Raw genomic sequence first — 13273 nt, 5'->3', positions numbered from 1 at the left:
AAACGGGATTCCTCAAGGGTTTTAGTCTTAACTTGACACGAAGAAGGTCACTCGCTTGTCCAGCCTTTATGTTGATTGACGTTTTCGCGAGTAATCAGCGCGACTGGAATCAGAATGTTTGGATCGGCTGGCTTTTTTCCTTTCCGAATGTCGTTGCCGACTTCAACTGCCTTGGCTGCCATGCGAAATGGATCTTGAGCTGCTGTAGCCACAAATAGACTGTTGTTCTGCTTGAGGGCATCTAAAGCTTCAGGTGCACCATCGACTCCCACAATGAAGAACTCGCTCCTTTGTGCTTGTTTGGCGGCTAATTCTGCACCAATGGCACAGGGGTCATTAATTGCAAAAACAGCATCAATTTTTGGGAAAGAAGTAAGCAAATCGCTCATCACTCTTAACCCGCCATCGCGACTGCCTTCTGCGTTCTGATCTTTGGAAAGAACCTTGAGCTCTGGATATTTGGAGAAGACACTCTGGCAACCCTGAACTCGCTCGACTACTGAAGCGACGGGAGGTCCATTGATAATCACAACGCTGCCTTTTCCTTTCAAGCGATCGGCTATATATTGACAGCTTACTTCGCCAGCTTGCACGTTATTTGAAGTAACTGTGGCATCAACGCCTCCCTCGGCGGCGGTATCAACTGCAATTATCGGAATTCCGGCTTGCTTGGCTTTTTCGACAGCGGGGGCGATGCCTTTGGTGTCAGCAGCATTGAGTACAATCATGCTGACCTTAGAGGCAATAAAGTTTTCGATTTGATTAAATTGCTGATTTAAATCGTCGCCGCTGGAAACGAGAGTTGTCCTCACATTTGCACCGCCGAGTTTCTTGGCTTCGGCCTCAGCACCCTTGCCAACTTGTACGAAGAATGGATTGCCGAGGTCGCGGACTGCTACAGCAACTGATGAAAGTTCGGAGTTGCTTGGTTGTGTGCTGTTTTGAGCGTTCTGGGAAGCTGCGGTGCAACTTGCCAGAGTGCTGCTGAGTAGACTAAAAAGACTGAGTGCGATCGTTACTCGTTTCACCTCAAACTCCAATGAATGCTCGTTTGGAGACAGTCGATCGTAAATATGACGTTGCCAACCTAACATTAGCTTTTGTTAGGTTTAAGCTCGAACACCTAATGTTTTAGGTGAGCGGCTTTTGTTTGTACATAATTGTACAAAACCTTGTTTCTTTTCTGCTCGTAAAACTTTCTTGCTCGGCTCGTTAGACTGCTTTTGCGAACAACAGACAAGATACAAATATCCCGTCTCTGTCCTCCATGCAAAATCATCAACGATGCTTGAATTTTCTCAATGCTTTATGAGCATTGATTTTATGAGTTTGAGAAAATTTTAGGAGAATATTTTCGACAAAATTTTTCAGAAATTGCTTTTAAAAGCTGGCAGAGTCATATTGAATTTAACTCTCTATATTGGGTGATGATAACAATTAAATACTGGCTCGATATCTATCTTTGGATATACAATACTTTTACCAAAGACTAAAAATGCGAGAGCCTCGCTCAGTAACGCTTTGCTAATCTTCAGTCTGGTCGGATGCGCCGCCTCAACTCAATAAATCTTAAATTTTGCTGGGTGTTTAATATTGTAAAAGATGTAAAAAATTATTAAGTTTACAGTCAACTACGGTAGATTATAGTAAACTGCAAAAAAAGTCTCGCACTCACCGATGCTGCTAGTTAAAAAGCCCCTAGTAAAAAAGCAGATCGTCGCTCAAAACCAACGGTAAGAGTAGGGGAGTAAAATATTTGCCTGTAAAACCTGCAATTATACTCATCATCACATGGTTTAAAAGCTCTGGATAATGCCGATCGCCCTTTTTGGCCAAATCACTATACTGCAATAATTGTCTGCGCTGTCAATGGGTAAATCTGAGATGCGATCGGCAAATCACCTATTCTGTTTCCTAGAAATATTTGCCAGCGAAGGCGGCATTCAATCCTACGTTAAGGACATTTTCAAAGCTTACCTGTCCATAACCGTAGGGACAAACTCGCCGCCACAAGCTGAAGTTTTGCTGTTGCGAGATTCCCCAGACAGCAACAATCCTTACGAGTCAAAAAATCTGAAATTTTATTACCTCAAGACCGAGAATCCCGGGTTTGACCGTCTTAAGTTTGCTACAGTATTACTAACTCGCTTGTTGCAAAAACGACCGCAGCGGGTTTTTTGCGGTCACATCAAACTCGCACCGCTAATTCAAACTTTATGCCAGCCGCTGGGAATTCCCTACACTATTTTAACTTACGGCAAGGAAGTGTGGGGACCGCTTGGGCCCAAATATCAAACAGCAATGAGACAAGCTGAGAGCATATGGACTATTAGCAGGTACACGCGCGATCGCACTTGCGAAATTAACAACTTAAATCCCGAAAAATTCCAAATAGTGCCTTGTACTGTAGATAAAAATATATTTACGACTGGGCCGAAGCCAGAGGATTTATTAGAGCAGTACAATTTGGTTGGTGCTAAAATATTGATGACTGTAGCCAGATTGCGAGCGAGCGATATTTACAAAGGTGTCGATGTCACCCTTCAAGCTTTGCCCCAAATAGCCAAAACTTTTCCCAATGTGAAATACTTAGTTATTGGACGCGGAGACGATCAACCTAGATTAGTCAAACTTGCTGAAGATTTGGGTGTTACCGAAAGAGTAATATTTGCGGGTTTTGTACCGACAGAAAATTTACCAGCACATTACCAGTTGGCTGATGCTTATGTAATGCCCTCCCAGGAAGGGTTCGGTATAGTTTATTTGGAAGCGCTGGCTTGCGGAGTACCCGTGCTGGCGGGGGACTCGGACGGGTCAGCCGATCCGCTGCAAGATGGTAAACTGGGATGGCGAGTTCCTCACCGAGATTCAGCAGCAGTAGCGGTTGCTTGTGTGGAAATGCTGCGAGGAGAGGATAAAAGGTGCGATCGCCACTGGTTGAGGGAACAAACCCTCGCAAGATTTAGTTTTCAATCCCTTTGTCAATCCTTACAAGGAATTTTTCAACCCTCTGGGTCAGATAAACTTATGCCGTAGAGAGCGGTTTCTGGGTGTACAATGGGAAAATTAACTCGATCGACCGCCTTAATTTCTGAGTAGGATAGAGTTAGGCCTACCTGCAAAGACACCCAAGGAGACCACCGTGAACCAAGGCACCCCCAAAATATCTTTCAAGCTACCCCGTATTAGCAATTGGCTGATACTGCTGGGCATCGCGTGTTTGTTGGTGTCAATTGGTTTGGGTTGGATAGTTAAATCAGTGTTGATTGTAGTAGCTTTTTTGTTGCTGACGCCTGTGGTCGCATTTTTCGCGCTTCAGTGGTGGCTGAAACGCAATTTAATTCATGACAAGTGTCCAGTTTGTCAATACGAATTTCCAGCTTTAAATCAAACTCAGTTTCAGTGTGCCAACTGTGGCGAACCTCTGAAAATAGAGGAAGGTCATTTTAGTCGCTTGACACCGCCCGGTACGATCGATGTTACCGCAGTTGAAGTATCATCGGTTCAACAGTTGGAAGATTAACCATTGGGAATTGGGCATGGGGCATGGGGAATTGGGCATCGGGCATGGGGCATGGGGCATTGGGCATTGGGCATTGGGCATTAGTTGATTGTTATTTTTTATTTGTTACTTGTTACCTGTTATTTTTTATTTGTTACTTGTTACTTGTTGGTTTGAATAACCAATGCCCTATGCGCGATGCCCTATTTCCAAAATTACTTTTCCAAGCGCACAGCATACCACTGCAAAAATTTTCCAGGCCCGACATCTAATTCACAATAAGTATTAATTAAATACTTGGCTTGAGCTTCCACGCCAGATATTTTATCCACGTCCTGCGGCAAATCTTCGTGTTCCTCGGTTAACACGGCTTTCAGCTTTTCTAACAGTTCCGCCGCAGTCAAAAACTGCTCTGACTGGTTTGTTTCTAAGACCACAAAGGTGTCTTCGTCATACAGTGACATAGTTTCAAAGGTTGAGGTTAATTATTTGTAAAATTTCGTGCAGTTAAGCGATCGAAAGTATAAACTCTTAATTACAATTTTCCAGCCCCAGCTCGATCGTGTTACAATTAAGCACCATCAGAATTCCTAGCGGATTACCGTTATTAACTTAGTTGTTAACCGAGTTGTCAACAGATCCGACACAGCATTTCTGAGGAGATTTGTCAAGTGCAAATTTGTCAAGTGTCAAATTGTCAAGAAATCTTCGATCGGCTGTATCTAATTATAACTGGCACTATACATTCCCATGATCACATCTTCCACTTCAACCCCTGTTGCGCGCAAGCCCTCTAAATCAGAAGGTCTCAAAGAACGCAGCAACTATTTACGAGAACCCGTTGCCACTGAACTGTTACAAGAAACTACCCACTTCACCGAAGACGGGATTCAGATTCTCAAATTTCACGGCTCGTACCAGCAAGACAACCGCGACAATCGAGTTAAAGGACAAGAAAAAGACTATCAGTTCATGCTCCGCACCCGCAATCCCGGCGGGTTCACTCCGCCGCAATTATACTTAGCCTTAGACCAGCTATCTGAAGAATACGGCAACCACACGATCCGTGTCACAACGCGCCAAGGTTTCCAACTTCACGGCGTGTTGAAAAAAAATCTTAAAGCAGTGTTTTCCTCAATTATTAAAAATATGGGGTCAACCTTGGGAGCTTGCGGCGACTTGAACCGCAACATCATGGCACCGCCAGCACCGTACAAAAATCGTCCAGAATACAAGTATGCGCTGCAATACGCTAGCAATGTCGCCGATTTGCTGACGCCGCAAACCGGTGCTTATTACGAAATTTGGTTGGACGGCGAAAAAGCTGTTTCGGCCGAGGAAGACCCCGCAGTGAAGGCCGCCAGACAGAAAAACGGCAACGGCACAATCTTTAGCGACGACAAAGAAGAACCGATTTACGGCAGCCATTATATGCCGCGCAAGTTCAAGTGTTCCGTTACCGTGCCGGGAGACAATTCAATTGACTTGTACTCTCAGGATTTGAGCTTGGTGGTAATTACCAATGAAGCTGGCGAGTTGCAAGGTTTTGACGTGTTTGCTGGCGGCGGTTTGGGCCGCACTCACAACAAAGAAGAGACTTTTGCGCGGGTTGCGGATGAGATTTGCTATGTTGCCAAGGATGATGTTTACGATTTGGTCAAGGCAATTGTAGCAACCCAGAGAGATTACGGCGATCGCACAGACAGACGGCACGCGCGGCTGAAGTACCTGATTAACGACAAAGGTGTACAGTGGTTCCGCGAAAAAGTAGCCGAATATTTTGGCAAGTCGCTAGAAGCCTTTAAACCGCTGCCTGAGTGGCAGTATTTTGATTTCTTGGGCTGGCACGAACAAGGAGACGGCAAGCTGTTTGTCGGCATTTCTGTGGATAATGGCCGGATTAAGGATGAAGGTTCATTTCAGCTAAAAACAGCTTTGCGGGAAATTGTCCAGAAGCACAACTTGCCGATACTGGCGACGCCACACCAAAACGTGCTGATTTACGATATTTCGCCGGATATCAAACAGGAAATTCAGGGAATACTCGATCGATGTGGCATTCAGCGAGAAACTGCGATCGACCCCTTAGTGCGCTATGCAATGGCTTGTCCGGCAATGCCGACTTGCGGGCTGGCGATTACCGAATCTGAGCGCGTGATGCCGAGCATTTTAGAGCGGATTCGGGCGCTTTTAACCAAAGTGGGCTTACAAGACGAGCATTTGGTGGTGCGGATGACTGGTTGCCCAAATGGATGCGCCCGCCCTTATATGGCAGAATTGGGGTTTGTCGGGAGTTCGCCGGAATCCTACCAGATTTGGCTGGGCGGTTCTCCAGAACAAACGCGGCTGGCAAAACCCATTGAGGAAAAGCTGCACGTCAAGGATTTTGAAGCTTTTCTGGAGCCGATTTTTGTTTATTTCAAGCAAAAACGGCAACTGAGCGAGAGTTTTGGCAATTTTTGCGATCGCGTCGGGTTAGAATCTATCCGTCAATTTGTAACCAACTACCAATCTGCTGACTCGATGACAACTGAGATTAATGAATTAGAAGTTACGTCTAGTAACGGCGATGAAAACGAGACTGCCACTGCTGGCGGTGGCAAAGTCCGCCGTCGAATTAGCGTCCGCGATGAAATCTACAACGAGCTCAAGGAAGAAGCAGCCCGTCAGGGCAAGCCGATTACACAGCTAGCTACAGAGGCGATTTCCACTTATTTAAAGAAGATTAAGGAGGAAGGATAAGCCAATTTTCGATTATCGATTTGTGATTTTCGATTGTATTCAATAGACTTCTGGCAAAAGTAATATAAAGGCAGAGCATTTGCAGAAAAAAACTTGAATTTGTAAAATAATTCCGGTTGTAGATGCTTTGCCTTTATTGTTTTTTGAACTGTTGAAACCCCGCCTGCCTATCTCCTCTCATTCTCTCTTCCTCTGCGTTCTCTGCGGTTAAATAAAAAAAATCTCTAATAGAAAACAAACAATCCCAAATTCAATGCCTCAATTACAAAGATTAGCAATTACTGCCCCTCAAATTTGCGATCGCAAAATCGACTTAACTAGGGAACAGCAGCATTATTTAAATCGAGTGCTACGTTTGCACGCGGGCGATCGATTTATTGCAATGGACGGACGGGGACATTGGTGGTTAGCAGTCCTAGAAGCACGGGAAACCGGGTTATTTGCCTCGATAGCAGAGGAGATTGCTGTGAACAGGGAGCTACCAGTTGAAGTAACTTTGATGGCGGCATTGCCCAAGGGAAACGGCTTTGACGAGGTTGTGAGACAGGCGACGGAGTTGGGTGTGGCAAGTATTGTGCCGGTAACGAGCGATCGAACTTTGCTCAAACCAAGCGATCAAAAAGTCGATCGGTGGAGAAGGATTGCTGCGGAGGCGGCGGAACAGTCGGAACGTCAATTTGTGCCGACGATTTTAGATCCTATTTCGTTTGAATTTGCTCTGAAAGATAGCGCTCAAAAATCTCGATATATTTGTGTTGCTCGCGGGGAAAATCGACATTTGTGGGATTGTTTGATTGGTAGTTTCGATCCCCCCTTTGTAGGGGCGGTGTCCCCGTGCCCGCCCCCGGCTTGGGGAGAATTATCGATTGTGATTGCTGTTGGGCCGGAGGGTGGATGGACTGAGGGTGAGGTGAAAAGAGCGATCGAATTTAATTTTGAAGCTGTATCTTTGGGGAGTAGAATTTTAAGAGCGGTGACAGCACCGATTGTGGCTTTATCTTTAGTGGGCGCGGCATTTGAGAAGTGCTAATATCCACCAAGCTAATCTGAGACTTGATGGGTTTGGCGATCGCAGCTAAAATGTAAATAGATAATTATCACAGGAGTAATATGTTACAGTCAGTAGAGGGGATATACCGAAATGGCAAAATTGAGTTATTGGAAATGCCCGCTGACATAGAAGAAGCGCAAGTTATTGTTACTTTTATGCCAAAAGTAGCGTTAGTAAACTTGCAATCTCGCGGTATCAACCAGGAACAAGCAGCAGATTTACGGGTTCGGTTGAGTAGATTTGCTCCTGATTGGGAACTACCGGAGATGGATGCTTACGATGCCTTATAGTCGCGGTGATGTGGTTTTGGTTTTGTTCCCCAGCTCAGATTTACGTACTGCGAAACGCCGTCCACCTTTGATAGTTCAAGCTAATAATCTGGGGACTGGTTTAGGGCAAACAATTACGGCAATGATTACTAGCAACTTAGCCCGTTCAGGACACCCAAGCCGGGTTTTTGTTTCCCTAGCAACACCGGAAGGGCAGCAAACGGGATTGCTAGCTGACTCGGTAATTATGACAGACAATCTTGTGACGCTTCTAGAAGTTGAAATCGATCGCAAAATTGGTATTTTGTCGGATATGGTGCCAGTAGATGCAGCACTCAAGCACACTTTTGGAATCTGATAAAAAAAGGCGTTTTAATTCAGTGAATATAAAAAAATACTTAAATTAATCAAATCCACTCTGTCTCGTGTTAAGAGGAATTATCAGATAAATGGGTTGACGAGTCATGAAAATAGAGTTGAGAAAAGGTCGATCGCGCTTTTTGTCGATTCCCTACGGGATAGCTTCGCTTCACGCGCTTTTGGCAATTTTGGGTACAACATCAGTTTCTGCACAATCTCCGAGCTTTCCCATTGCTCAACAGATTAATTGCGATCGCCCGCAAGGAGATGCACAAGTCAGAACTTGTATTCGGTTGAGTTATGAGGCCTCGGATAAACGACTGAACGAGGTTTACAAAGAACTAACTTCCTCATTGAGCGACGAAGAGCGCTCACTTCTTACGGAAGCACAATTAGGATGGATTAAGTTAAGAGATAAAACCTGTGAATTTGAAGCTTATAAAAGTCGTGGCGGTACCGGTTATGGAGGTTTTTTTAATGAATGTTTGGAGCGCATGACGAAACAGCGCACTGCGGAATTAGAAAAGTATTTAAAATATAGATAAAATAGCAAGTACAGCGTACAATACCTGACAACAATAAATAGAAACAAGTATTTATGAAAAGCCGATCGCCCTTCACCCTCATCTCAGCAATTGTAACCACCACCGTACCAGCAGTTTTCGCCCAGCGACAGCCATCAGCCAACGAAATATACATCGATAAAAATTGTAACCGTAACCAGCAACTACCGCAACTTGAAAGATTCACTATCTTTAGCCGCAACGAATTTACAACTAACAGTCAAAACTACTGGTTCTACGCCACCCGCTATCTAGACGGAGCCGTGCTTTTCTGTACCTCAAAACCCAACTTCAACCAACCTAAACCTCTAACAGCAAAACAAATACAATCCCAATTTATTGACAAAATACTCCGAGACCCCAACAACAAAACAGCCTTTATCATCGCTGTCAGAGAAGGAAATGGCCCCGAAGCACCCGTGACCAATTACGGCTTAGAATTGAGCAATGTCGATCGCCCAAAACTCACCTCCCTTTCCATCCTACAGCAGCGGGGAACCCTCAAAGACGGCGACCCCAGCGAACACACATTTCCAGGACGGGCAGGTCAATCTATTACGATCGACCTCAAAAGCAGAGCATTCGACCACAACATAACACTGTTAGACATCAACGGCAAAAATATTGCCCAAAAAACAGGCAACTCCCAGAATCGCCGAGAATCTCAACTCACCGTAAAATTGCCTAGTAACGGCACTTATAAAATAGTTGTAAAAGGAGGCGATCGCACAAGCAAAGGTACTTACACATTAAGCGTTAATTCCAATCAACTTTAACTTATATTTTTTTTACATCCACTCAACATCCATCTATACACATCCGCGTTCATCCGCGTTCATCTGCGGTTAAAAATCCCAATCTTAATTTTTCCCAACAGCCCAAAATTCCCAACTAACACAACAGCCAAAATTGTTAACCACTGGTGGAACCAAGCAAACATCAGCCAAGATAGAAACAACGCCATTCCCGCAACCGCCATGACAGACATCAACCAAATAGCCGCCGCCCTAGAGGGTAAAGACTACAAACAAGCCGCCCAACTCATCAAACAACTGCAAAAAGAATCGCCCGAAAATCCGTGGGTGCAATACTATATCGCCCGCTACTACGAACTAACCAACAACCTCGAAAAAGCCCAAACCAGCTACAAACAAATACTCCGCGACATCACCAACCCCAAAATCGTCTCCCAGACCCGGCAAGCTATTCAACGGATTGAAATCGCCCAACAAAACGTCCGCCAACAAGCCATAGAAACCGCCAAAAACGACCCCAGCAACCTGGAACCCGGACTCCTCATCCTGGAACCAGTGAGTCCCGAAAACAAACCCGCCGCCATTCAAAATATCAGCAGAATCTTTAAAATCGACGCCTACACAACCCGGATGCAAATCCAAAGCCGCGGCTGGAGACTTTACAAAACTGGCCCCATCGCCGAACTCCGAATTTATGGTCAAGAACTCCTCAACGCTGGCATTCCCGTATTTTGGGCAACCCTAAGCGATATTCAAAAAATCCAAATCTTCCGAGTGCAACACTTCCAGTCTCTCTCTTCACCAGCCGTTGTTTGCAAAGATCAACTCGATCGACTCGGTGCGATCGACTTTAACTGGTCAGAAGTTACCCAAAGAGTAGAAGGCTTGTTGCCGATGTTCATCGAAGTCATGGACTACTCCCCCAACCGAAGAAAGGAGCAATTTCGCCACAGAGAAATTAGGCAAGATTACGCTCAAATCTGTGACTTACACATTCCCAGCAGAAACTGCATTCTGCGAATTTGCGACCAAAGTTACGAATTTCAACAAGGAGTTGACTTCACCAAAGCTTCTGCGGTTCTGCCCACTTCACCGAACCCGAAAAACAAAACATCCAGAGTCAAAAACTCTCAACAGATTCCTCAAAGTACCACCAGAATTAACTGGAATCACTTACTGGAAATATTCGATCGCCAGCTTGACGTTACACTTTGGTCAGAATTTACGCCCTTTGCCGAGACAGTGCTCGATTACACTAATATGTTGAGCAAGATCGAATCTCATATAGAAGTCGAGCGCAAATCCGAAACTCCTTGGGACTCAGCTTTTCAGCTATACAGCGGATTGGCCTTCCTCAGAAACCAAGAAAATAGGGAATAGAACAAAGAGTTAAAATTAAAAATCAGGAATCCCATTTTTAATTTTTTAACGCCAGCATTAGGAATTATCCAGTGCCCAATTCCCTATTATCAATTCCCAATTTCCTACTTCGTTTTCACCTGACGAGCCATTTCCCGGAAATTGTTCATGCTGGGGCCAGGGGTTCGACGACTTCCATTTGGTGTCGGCATTAAATTATTAGGAGCAAAAGTCCGATTCGGTTCAGCTTGACTCGGCACTTTCCCGTTAGTTGCTGCCGCTGCAGGTACCTTCGCGGGTTCCGAAGTCTTAGCAGGAACGCTAGCGACTGGTTCTTTATCTTTGGTAGACTTTTTCTCTACCTTAGCCTTCTTAGCAGGTTCAGACTTCTCAGACTTCTCAGACTTAACAGGCTCAACTTTTGCCGATGCGATCGCAACAGGCTCAGCCTTCGCAGGCGCAACTTTTGCTGGTTCCTTAGCTCCAGATTCGCCCAAATCTAGGAAATATTCCGACTTTTTCAAGCCCAACAGTCTGCCAAAAAAGCCGAAAATACCGCCGAAGAAATTTTTGATAAAACCAAACATTAGACTTACTCCTTTTGTTCTTTTAGAGAAATTTGTACAAGCTTATCAACAAAGTTAGATTACGAGCTATGGCAACCTTTGTCTACATTTATTCATCAAAATTTACATTTGGCTATATCTAAGCTACCTCATCAAAGCAAATTTTAGGTATAAATACTCGCACTGCTTTGCACTTATTTACAAGTATCTCAGAATTTGTTAGCGATTCCCACTAATTGCCGATCGTACCTCGATCCGATTCCATAGCTGTCCTAGTAGGGGTAAAACTCCCTAGGGCAGTAATCTATGCTGTAATCAGCAAGCAATTTTCTTTTCAAATGAACAGTTCGCTCGATCGCAATCCCGTCATCCTCATACACGGCATCTGGGACACAAAGATTATTTTCAACACCATGTCCGCCCGCCTCACCCAACTTGGATGGTCAGTCCACAGCCTCAACCTCACCCCCAACGACGGCAGCCTCGGGCTCGACTTACTGGCCAAGCAACTCGCAGACTACATCTCTGAAACCTTCGATCCAGAACAATCTTTAGACATAGTAGGCTACAGCATGGGCGGCATCGTCAGCCGCTACTACGTCCAGCGACTCGGAGGAATCAACCGCGTACAGCGTTTCATCACCCTCTCTTCGCCCCACCACGGCACCCTCACCGCCTATTCCCTACGCCTACCAGGATACCTGGATATGCGCCCCGATAGTCGCTTGCTGCGCGATTTAAATCAAGATGTGACAATGCTCAAACGCATAAACTTTACATCAATGTGGACGCCCTTTGACATAATGATTGTACCGGCGAACAGCTCCCAAATGCCAGTAGGTAAAGAAGTTAAAGTCAACGTTTTGCTGCACCGCCAAATGGTGACAGAACCCCTAAGTATTAACGCAGTAGTTGAAGAACTCAAAGCACCTATTGAAAATAAAATTCCCACTTAAAAATGAATAGCAATTTCAGCCACAACCCAGTCTTGCTAATTCACGGAATCTTCAGAAAATCGGGAATTTTTCACAAAATGTCTGCCTACCTCACCCAACTGGGATGGTCAGTCTACACCCTCAATCTCTCGCCCCATTGGGGCAACGCCAGCATAGACGAATTAGCCCAACAAATAGCAGATTATATAGACAAAACCTTTGCACCCGAACAGTATATAGATATAGTAGGATTGAGCATGGGCGGTTTAGCAACTCGCTACTACCTGCAAAGGTTAGGCGGCCTTAACCGAGTGCAGCGCTTTATTGCCATATCTTCTCCTCACAGCGGTACTTGGATGGCTTACACTCTTTGGGGAAAAGGCTGCATCCAAATGCGTCCTGGGAGTGCTTTTCTGGAAGATTTAAATCGAGATGCTGCCTTGTTGGAAAAGCTCAATTTTACTTCGATTTGGACAGATTGGGATTTCATCATCGTACCGGCTTCTAGTTCCCAAATATCGGCTGCCAAAGATGTAAAATTGTCTGTTTTCGCCCATGCCATGATGGCGAGGCATTCCAGCAGTTTAAAAGCGGTCGCTGAAGCACTTTCAGAACCATTAAAGATTGATAAATAGCTGGCTATAAAGTAAAACGCTCTGCTTTTAAAACCCCGAATCTTTTAAAAAGTAGGGATTCTGGATTCGGTCTTTTTGAGTCTACCTAGACGGATTTAAAATTTATTGATATAATCTTGATTGAAACCCATAAAATCAACAATTATGATCGTCCTGCCAAAACTGGAAAAGCTGCGAGATACTCTGCCTATAGAAGGAGCAGTTCGCATTGAATTAGTGGAAGGAATACCGATTTTCCGAGCCTCTACAACAGTCAAAAATCGCATAGAAGAACTGTTGGAAAAACAACAAAATTTGCAACTCAATCCCGAAGAAGACCAAGAACTGAATCTTTACGAAGAGATCGACGATTATCTCAGTTTTGTCAATCGGACTGTCCGCAATCTTTTCTTGGGCCAGATTCAGCCTACAGTATAGAAATGTCAGCTCGCCGTCAAATTCCTGAGAATATCCAAAATCGTAATTGCTCAACTAGGGGAAAAAAGGGAGCCATCAATAGAGAGAGCTTGTTGAATGGATTGATAAGCAGTTAAACC

General features: G+C 44.8%; 15 protein-coding genes. 12 read left to right on the top strand and 3 right to left on the bottom strand.

The genetic code is table 11. The features are described from left to right. Positions 1-47: 47 nt before the first annotated feature. A complete protein-coding gene (locus QT994_RS15745; RefSeq protein WP_333175999.1) occupies positions 48-1094 on the bottom strand; it encodes an ABC transporter substrate-binding protein in 1047 nt (348 codons plus the stop codon). Between the two features lie 775 nt (positions 1095-1869). Between QT994_RS15745 and QT994_RS15740 the strand changes: the two genes are divergently transcribed. Both QT994_RS15740 and QT994_RS15735 read left to right on the top strand, forming a co-directional pair. Continuing rightward, positions 1870-3036, top strand: coding sequence for a glycosyltransferase family 4 protein (locus QT994_RS15740; protein WP_333175997.1), 1167 nt, complete (start codon positions 1870-1872; stop codon positions 3034-3036). 106 nt (positions 3037-3142) lie between these two features. After that, on the top strand, positions 3143-3523 hold the full coding sequence (locus QT994_RS15735; protein ID WP_333175995.1) for a hypothetical protein: 381 nt from the start codon (positions 3143-3145) through the stop codon (positions 3521-3523). A gap of 194 nt (positions 3524-3717) precedes the next feature. Here QT994_RS15735 and QT994_RS15730 read toward each other — a convergent pair whose 3' ends face one another. Then, positions 3718-3966, bottom strand: coding sequence for a chlororespiratory reduction protein 7 (locus QT994_RS15730; protein ID WP_333175993.1), 249 nt, complete (start codon positions 3964-3966; stop codon positions 3718-3720). 286 nt (positions 3967-4252) lie between these two features. Here QT994_RS15730 and sir point away from each other — a divergent pair, with 286 nt between their 5' ends. The 7 genes from sir (at position 4253) to QT994_RS15695 (ending at position 10622) form a co-directional block, all read left to right on the top strand. Then, positions 4253-6244 (top strand): sulfite reductase, ferredoxin dependent, encoded by a 1992-nt coding sequence (gene sir / locus QT994_RS15725; RefSeq protein WP_333175991.1) that lies wholly within the window; start codon positions 4253-4255, stop codon positions 6242-6244. Positions 6245-6497: 253 nt separating this feature from the next. After that, positions 6498-7274: a 16S rRNA (uracil(1498)-N(3))-methyltransferase gene (locus QT994_RS15720; protein WP_333175989.1), complete on the top strand. Its 777-nt coding sequence runs from the start codon at positions 6498-6500 to the stop codon at positions 7272-7274. Positions 7275-7354: 80 nt separating this feature from the next. After that, the gene (locus tag QT994_RS15715; RefSeq protein ID WP_333044459.1) at positions 7355-7585 is read left to right on the top strand and encodes a hypothetical protein; all 231 of its coding nucleotides are present in this window, start codon (positions 7355-7357) and stop codon (positions 7583-7585) included. Beyond that, positions 7575-7922 carry a type II toxin-antitoxin system PemK/MazF family toxin gene (locus tag QT994_RS15710; RefSeq protein WP_333175987.1) on the top strand — a complete coding sequence of 116 codons (348 nt, stop codon included), beginning with the start codon at positions 7575-7577 and terminating at the stop codon, positions 7920-7922. The genes QT994_RS15715 and QT994_RS15710 overlap by 11 nt, the downstream gene beginning before the upstream one ends. A gap of 106 nt (positions 7923-8028) precedes the next feature. Next, entirely contained in the window at positions 8029-8469 is a 441-nt protein-coding gene (locus QT994_RS15705; RefSeq protein ID WP_333044463.1) for a lysozyme inhibitor LprI family protein, read from the top strand. A 53-nt stretch (positions 8470-8522) separates the two neighbouring features. Further along, entirely contained in the window at positions 8523-9263 is a 741-nt protein-coding gene (locus QT994_RS15700; RefSeq protein WP_333175985.1) for a PPC domain-containing protein, read from the top strand. A 201-nt stretch (positions 9264-9464) separates the two neighbouring features. Then, positions 9465-10622: a tetratricopeptide repeat protein gene (locus QT994_RS15695; protein WP_333044466.1), complete on the top strand. Its 1158-nt coding sequence runs from the start codon at positions 9465-9467 to the stop codon at positions 10620-10622. Positions 10623-10726: 104 nt separating this feature from the next. Here the strand turns inward: QT994_RS15695 and QT994_RS15690 are convergent, their stop codons facing one another. Next, on the bottom strand, positions 10727-11188 hold the full coding sequence (locus QT994_RS15690; RefSeq protein ID WP_333044467.1) for a hypothetical protein: 462 nt from the start codon (positions 11186-11188) through the stop codon (positions 10727-10729). Between the two features lie 317 nt (positions 11189-11505). Here QT994_RS15690 and QT994_RS15685 point away from each other — a divergent pair, with 317 nt between their 5' ends. The 3 genes from QT994_RS15685 (at position 11506) to QT994_RS15675 (ending at position 13154) form a co-directional block, all read left to right on the top strand. Continuing rightward, entirely contained in the window at positions 11506-12123 is a 618-nt protein-coding gene (locus tag QT994_RS15685) for a triacylglycerol lipase (protein WP_333175984.1), read from the top strand. A 2-nt stretch (positions 12124-12125) separates the two neighbouring features. After that, positions 12126-12737: an alpha/beta fold hydrolase gene (locus QT994_RS15680; protein ID WP_333175982.1), complete on the top strand. Its 612-nt coding sequence runs from the start codon at positions 12126-12128 to the stop codon at positions 12735-12737. 144 nt (positions 12738-12881) lie between these two features. Next, positions 12882-13154 carry a hypothetical protein gene (locus QT994_RS15675; protein ID WP_333044472.1) on the top strand — a complete coding sequence of 91 codons (273 nt, stop codon included), beginning with the start codon at positions 12882-12884 and terminating at the stop codon, positions 13152-13154. The last annotated feature ends 119 nt before the right edge of the window (positions 13155-13273 follow it).

This window comes from Microcoleus sp. S13_B4 (assembly GCF_036700885.1).
Classification (GTDB): Bacteria; Cyanobacteriota; Cyanobacteriia; order Cyanobacteriales; family Microcoleaceae; genus Microcoleus.
Note: the sequence above shows the minus strand (reverse complement) of the source record. Positions and strands in the feature narration are given on the sequence as shown.

Excerpts from the sequence above, each read along its gene's own strand:
- QT994_RS15715 (WP_333044459.1), top strand. The coding sequence starts at position 7,355 with ATGTTACAGTCAGTAGAGGGGATATACCGAAATGGCAAAATTGAGTTA.
- QT994_RS15690 (WP_333044467.1), bottom strand. The coding sequence starts at position 11,188 with ATGTTTGGTTTTATCAAAAATTTCTTCGGCGGTATTTTCGGCTTTTTT.
- QT994_RS15685 (WP_333175984.1), top strand. The coding sequence starts at position 11,506 with ATGAACAGTTCGCTCGATCGCAATCCCGTCATCCTCATACACGGCATC.
- QT994_RS15720 (WP_333175989.1), top strand. The coding sequence starts at position 6,498 with ATGCCTCAATTACAAAGATTAGCAATTACTGCCCCTCAAATTTGCGAT.
- QT994_RS15730 (WP_333175993.1), bottom strand. The coding sequence starts at position 3,966 with ATGTCACTGTATGACGAAGACACCTTTGTGGTCTTAGAAACAAACCAG.
- QT994_RS15675 (WP_333044472.1), top strand. The coding sequence starts at position 12,882 with ATGATCGTCCTGCCAAAACTGGAAAAGCTGCGAGATACTCTGCCTATA.
- QT994_RS15740 (WP_333175997.1), top strand. The coding sequence starts at position 1,870 with ATGGGTAAATCTGAGATGCGATCGGCAAATCACCTATTCTGTTTCCTA.
- QT994_RS15705 (WP_333044463.1), top strand. The coding sequence starts at position 8,029 with ATGAAAATAGAGTTGAGAAAAGGTCGATCGCGCTTTTTGTCGATTCCC.
- QT994_RS15695 (WP_333044466.1), top strand. The coding sequence starts at position 9,465 with ATGACAGACATCAACCAAATAGCCGCCGCCCTAGAGGGTAAAGACTAC.
- QT994_RS15680 (WP_333175982.1), top strand. The coding sequence starts at position 12,126 with ATGAATAGCAATTTCAGCCACAACCCAGTCTTGCTAATTCACGGAATC.
- QT994_RS15710 (WP_333175987.1), top strand. The coding sequence starts at position 7,575 with ATGCCTTATAGTCGCGGTGATGTGGTTTTGGTTTTGTTCCCCAGCTCA.
- sir (WP_333175991.1), top strand. The coding sequence starts at position 4,253 with ATGATCACATCTTCCACTTCAACCCCTGTTGCGCGCAAGCCCTCTAAA.
- QT994_RS15700 (WP_333175985.1), top strand. The coding sequence starts at position 8,523 with ATGAAAAGCCGATCGCCCTTCACCCTCATCTCAGCAATTGTAACCACC.
- QT994_RS15745 (WP_333175999.1), bottom strand. The coding sequence starts at position 1,094 with ATGTTAGGTTGGCAACGTCATATTTACGATCGACTGTCTCCAAACGAG.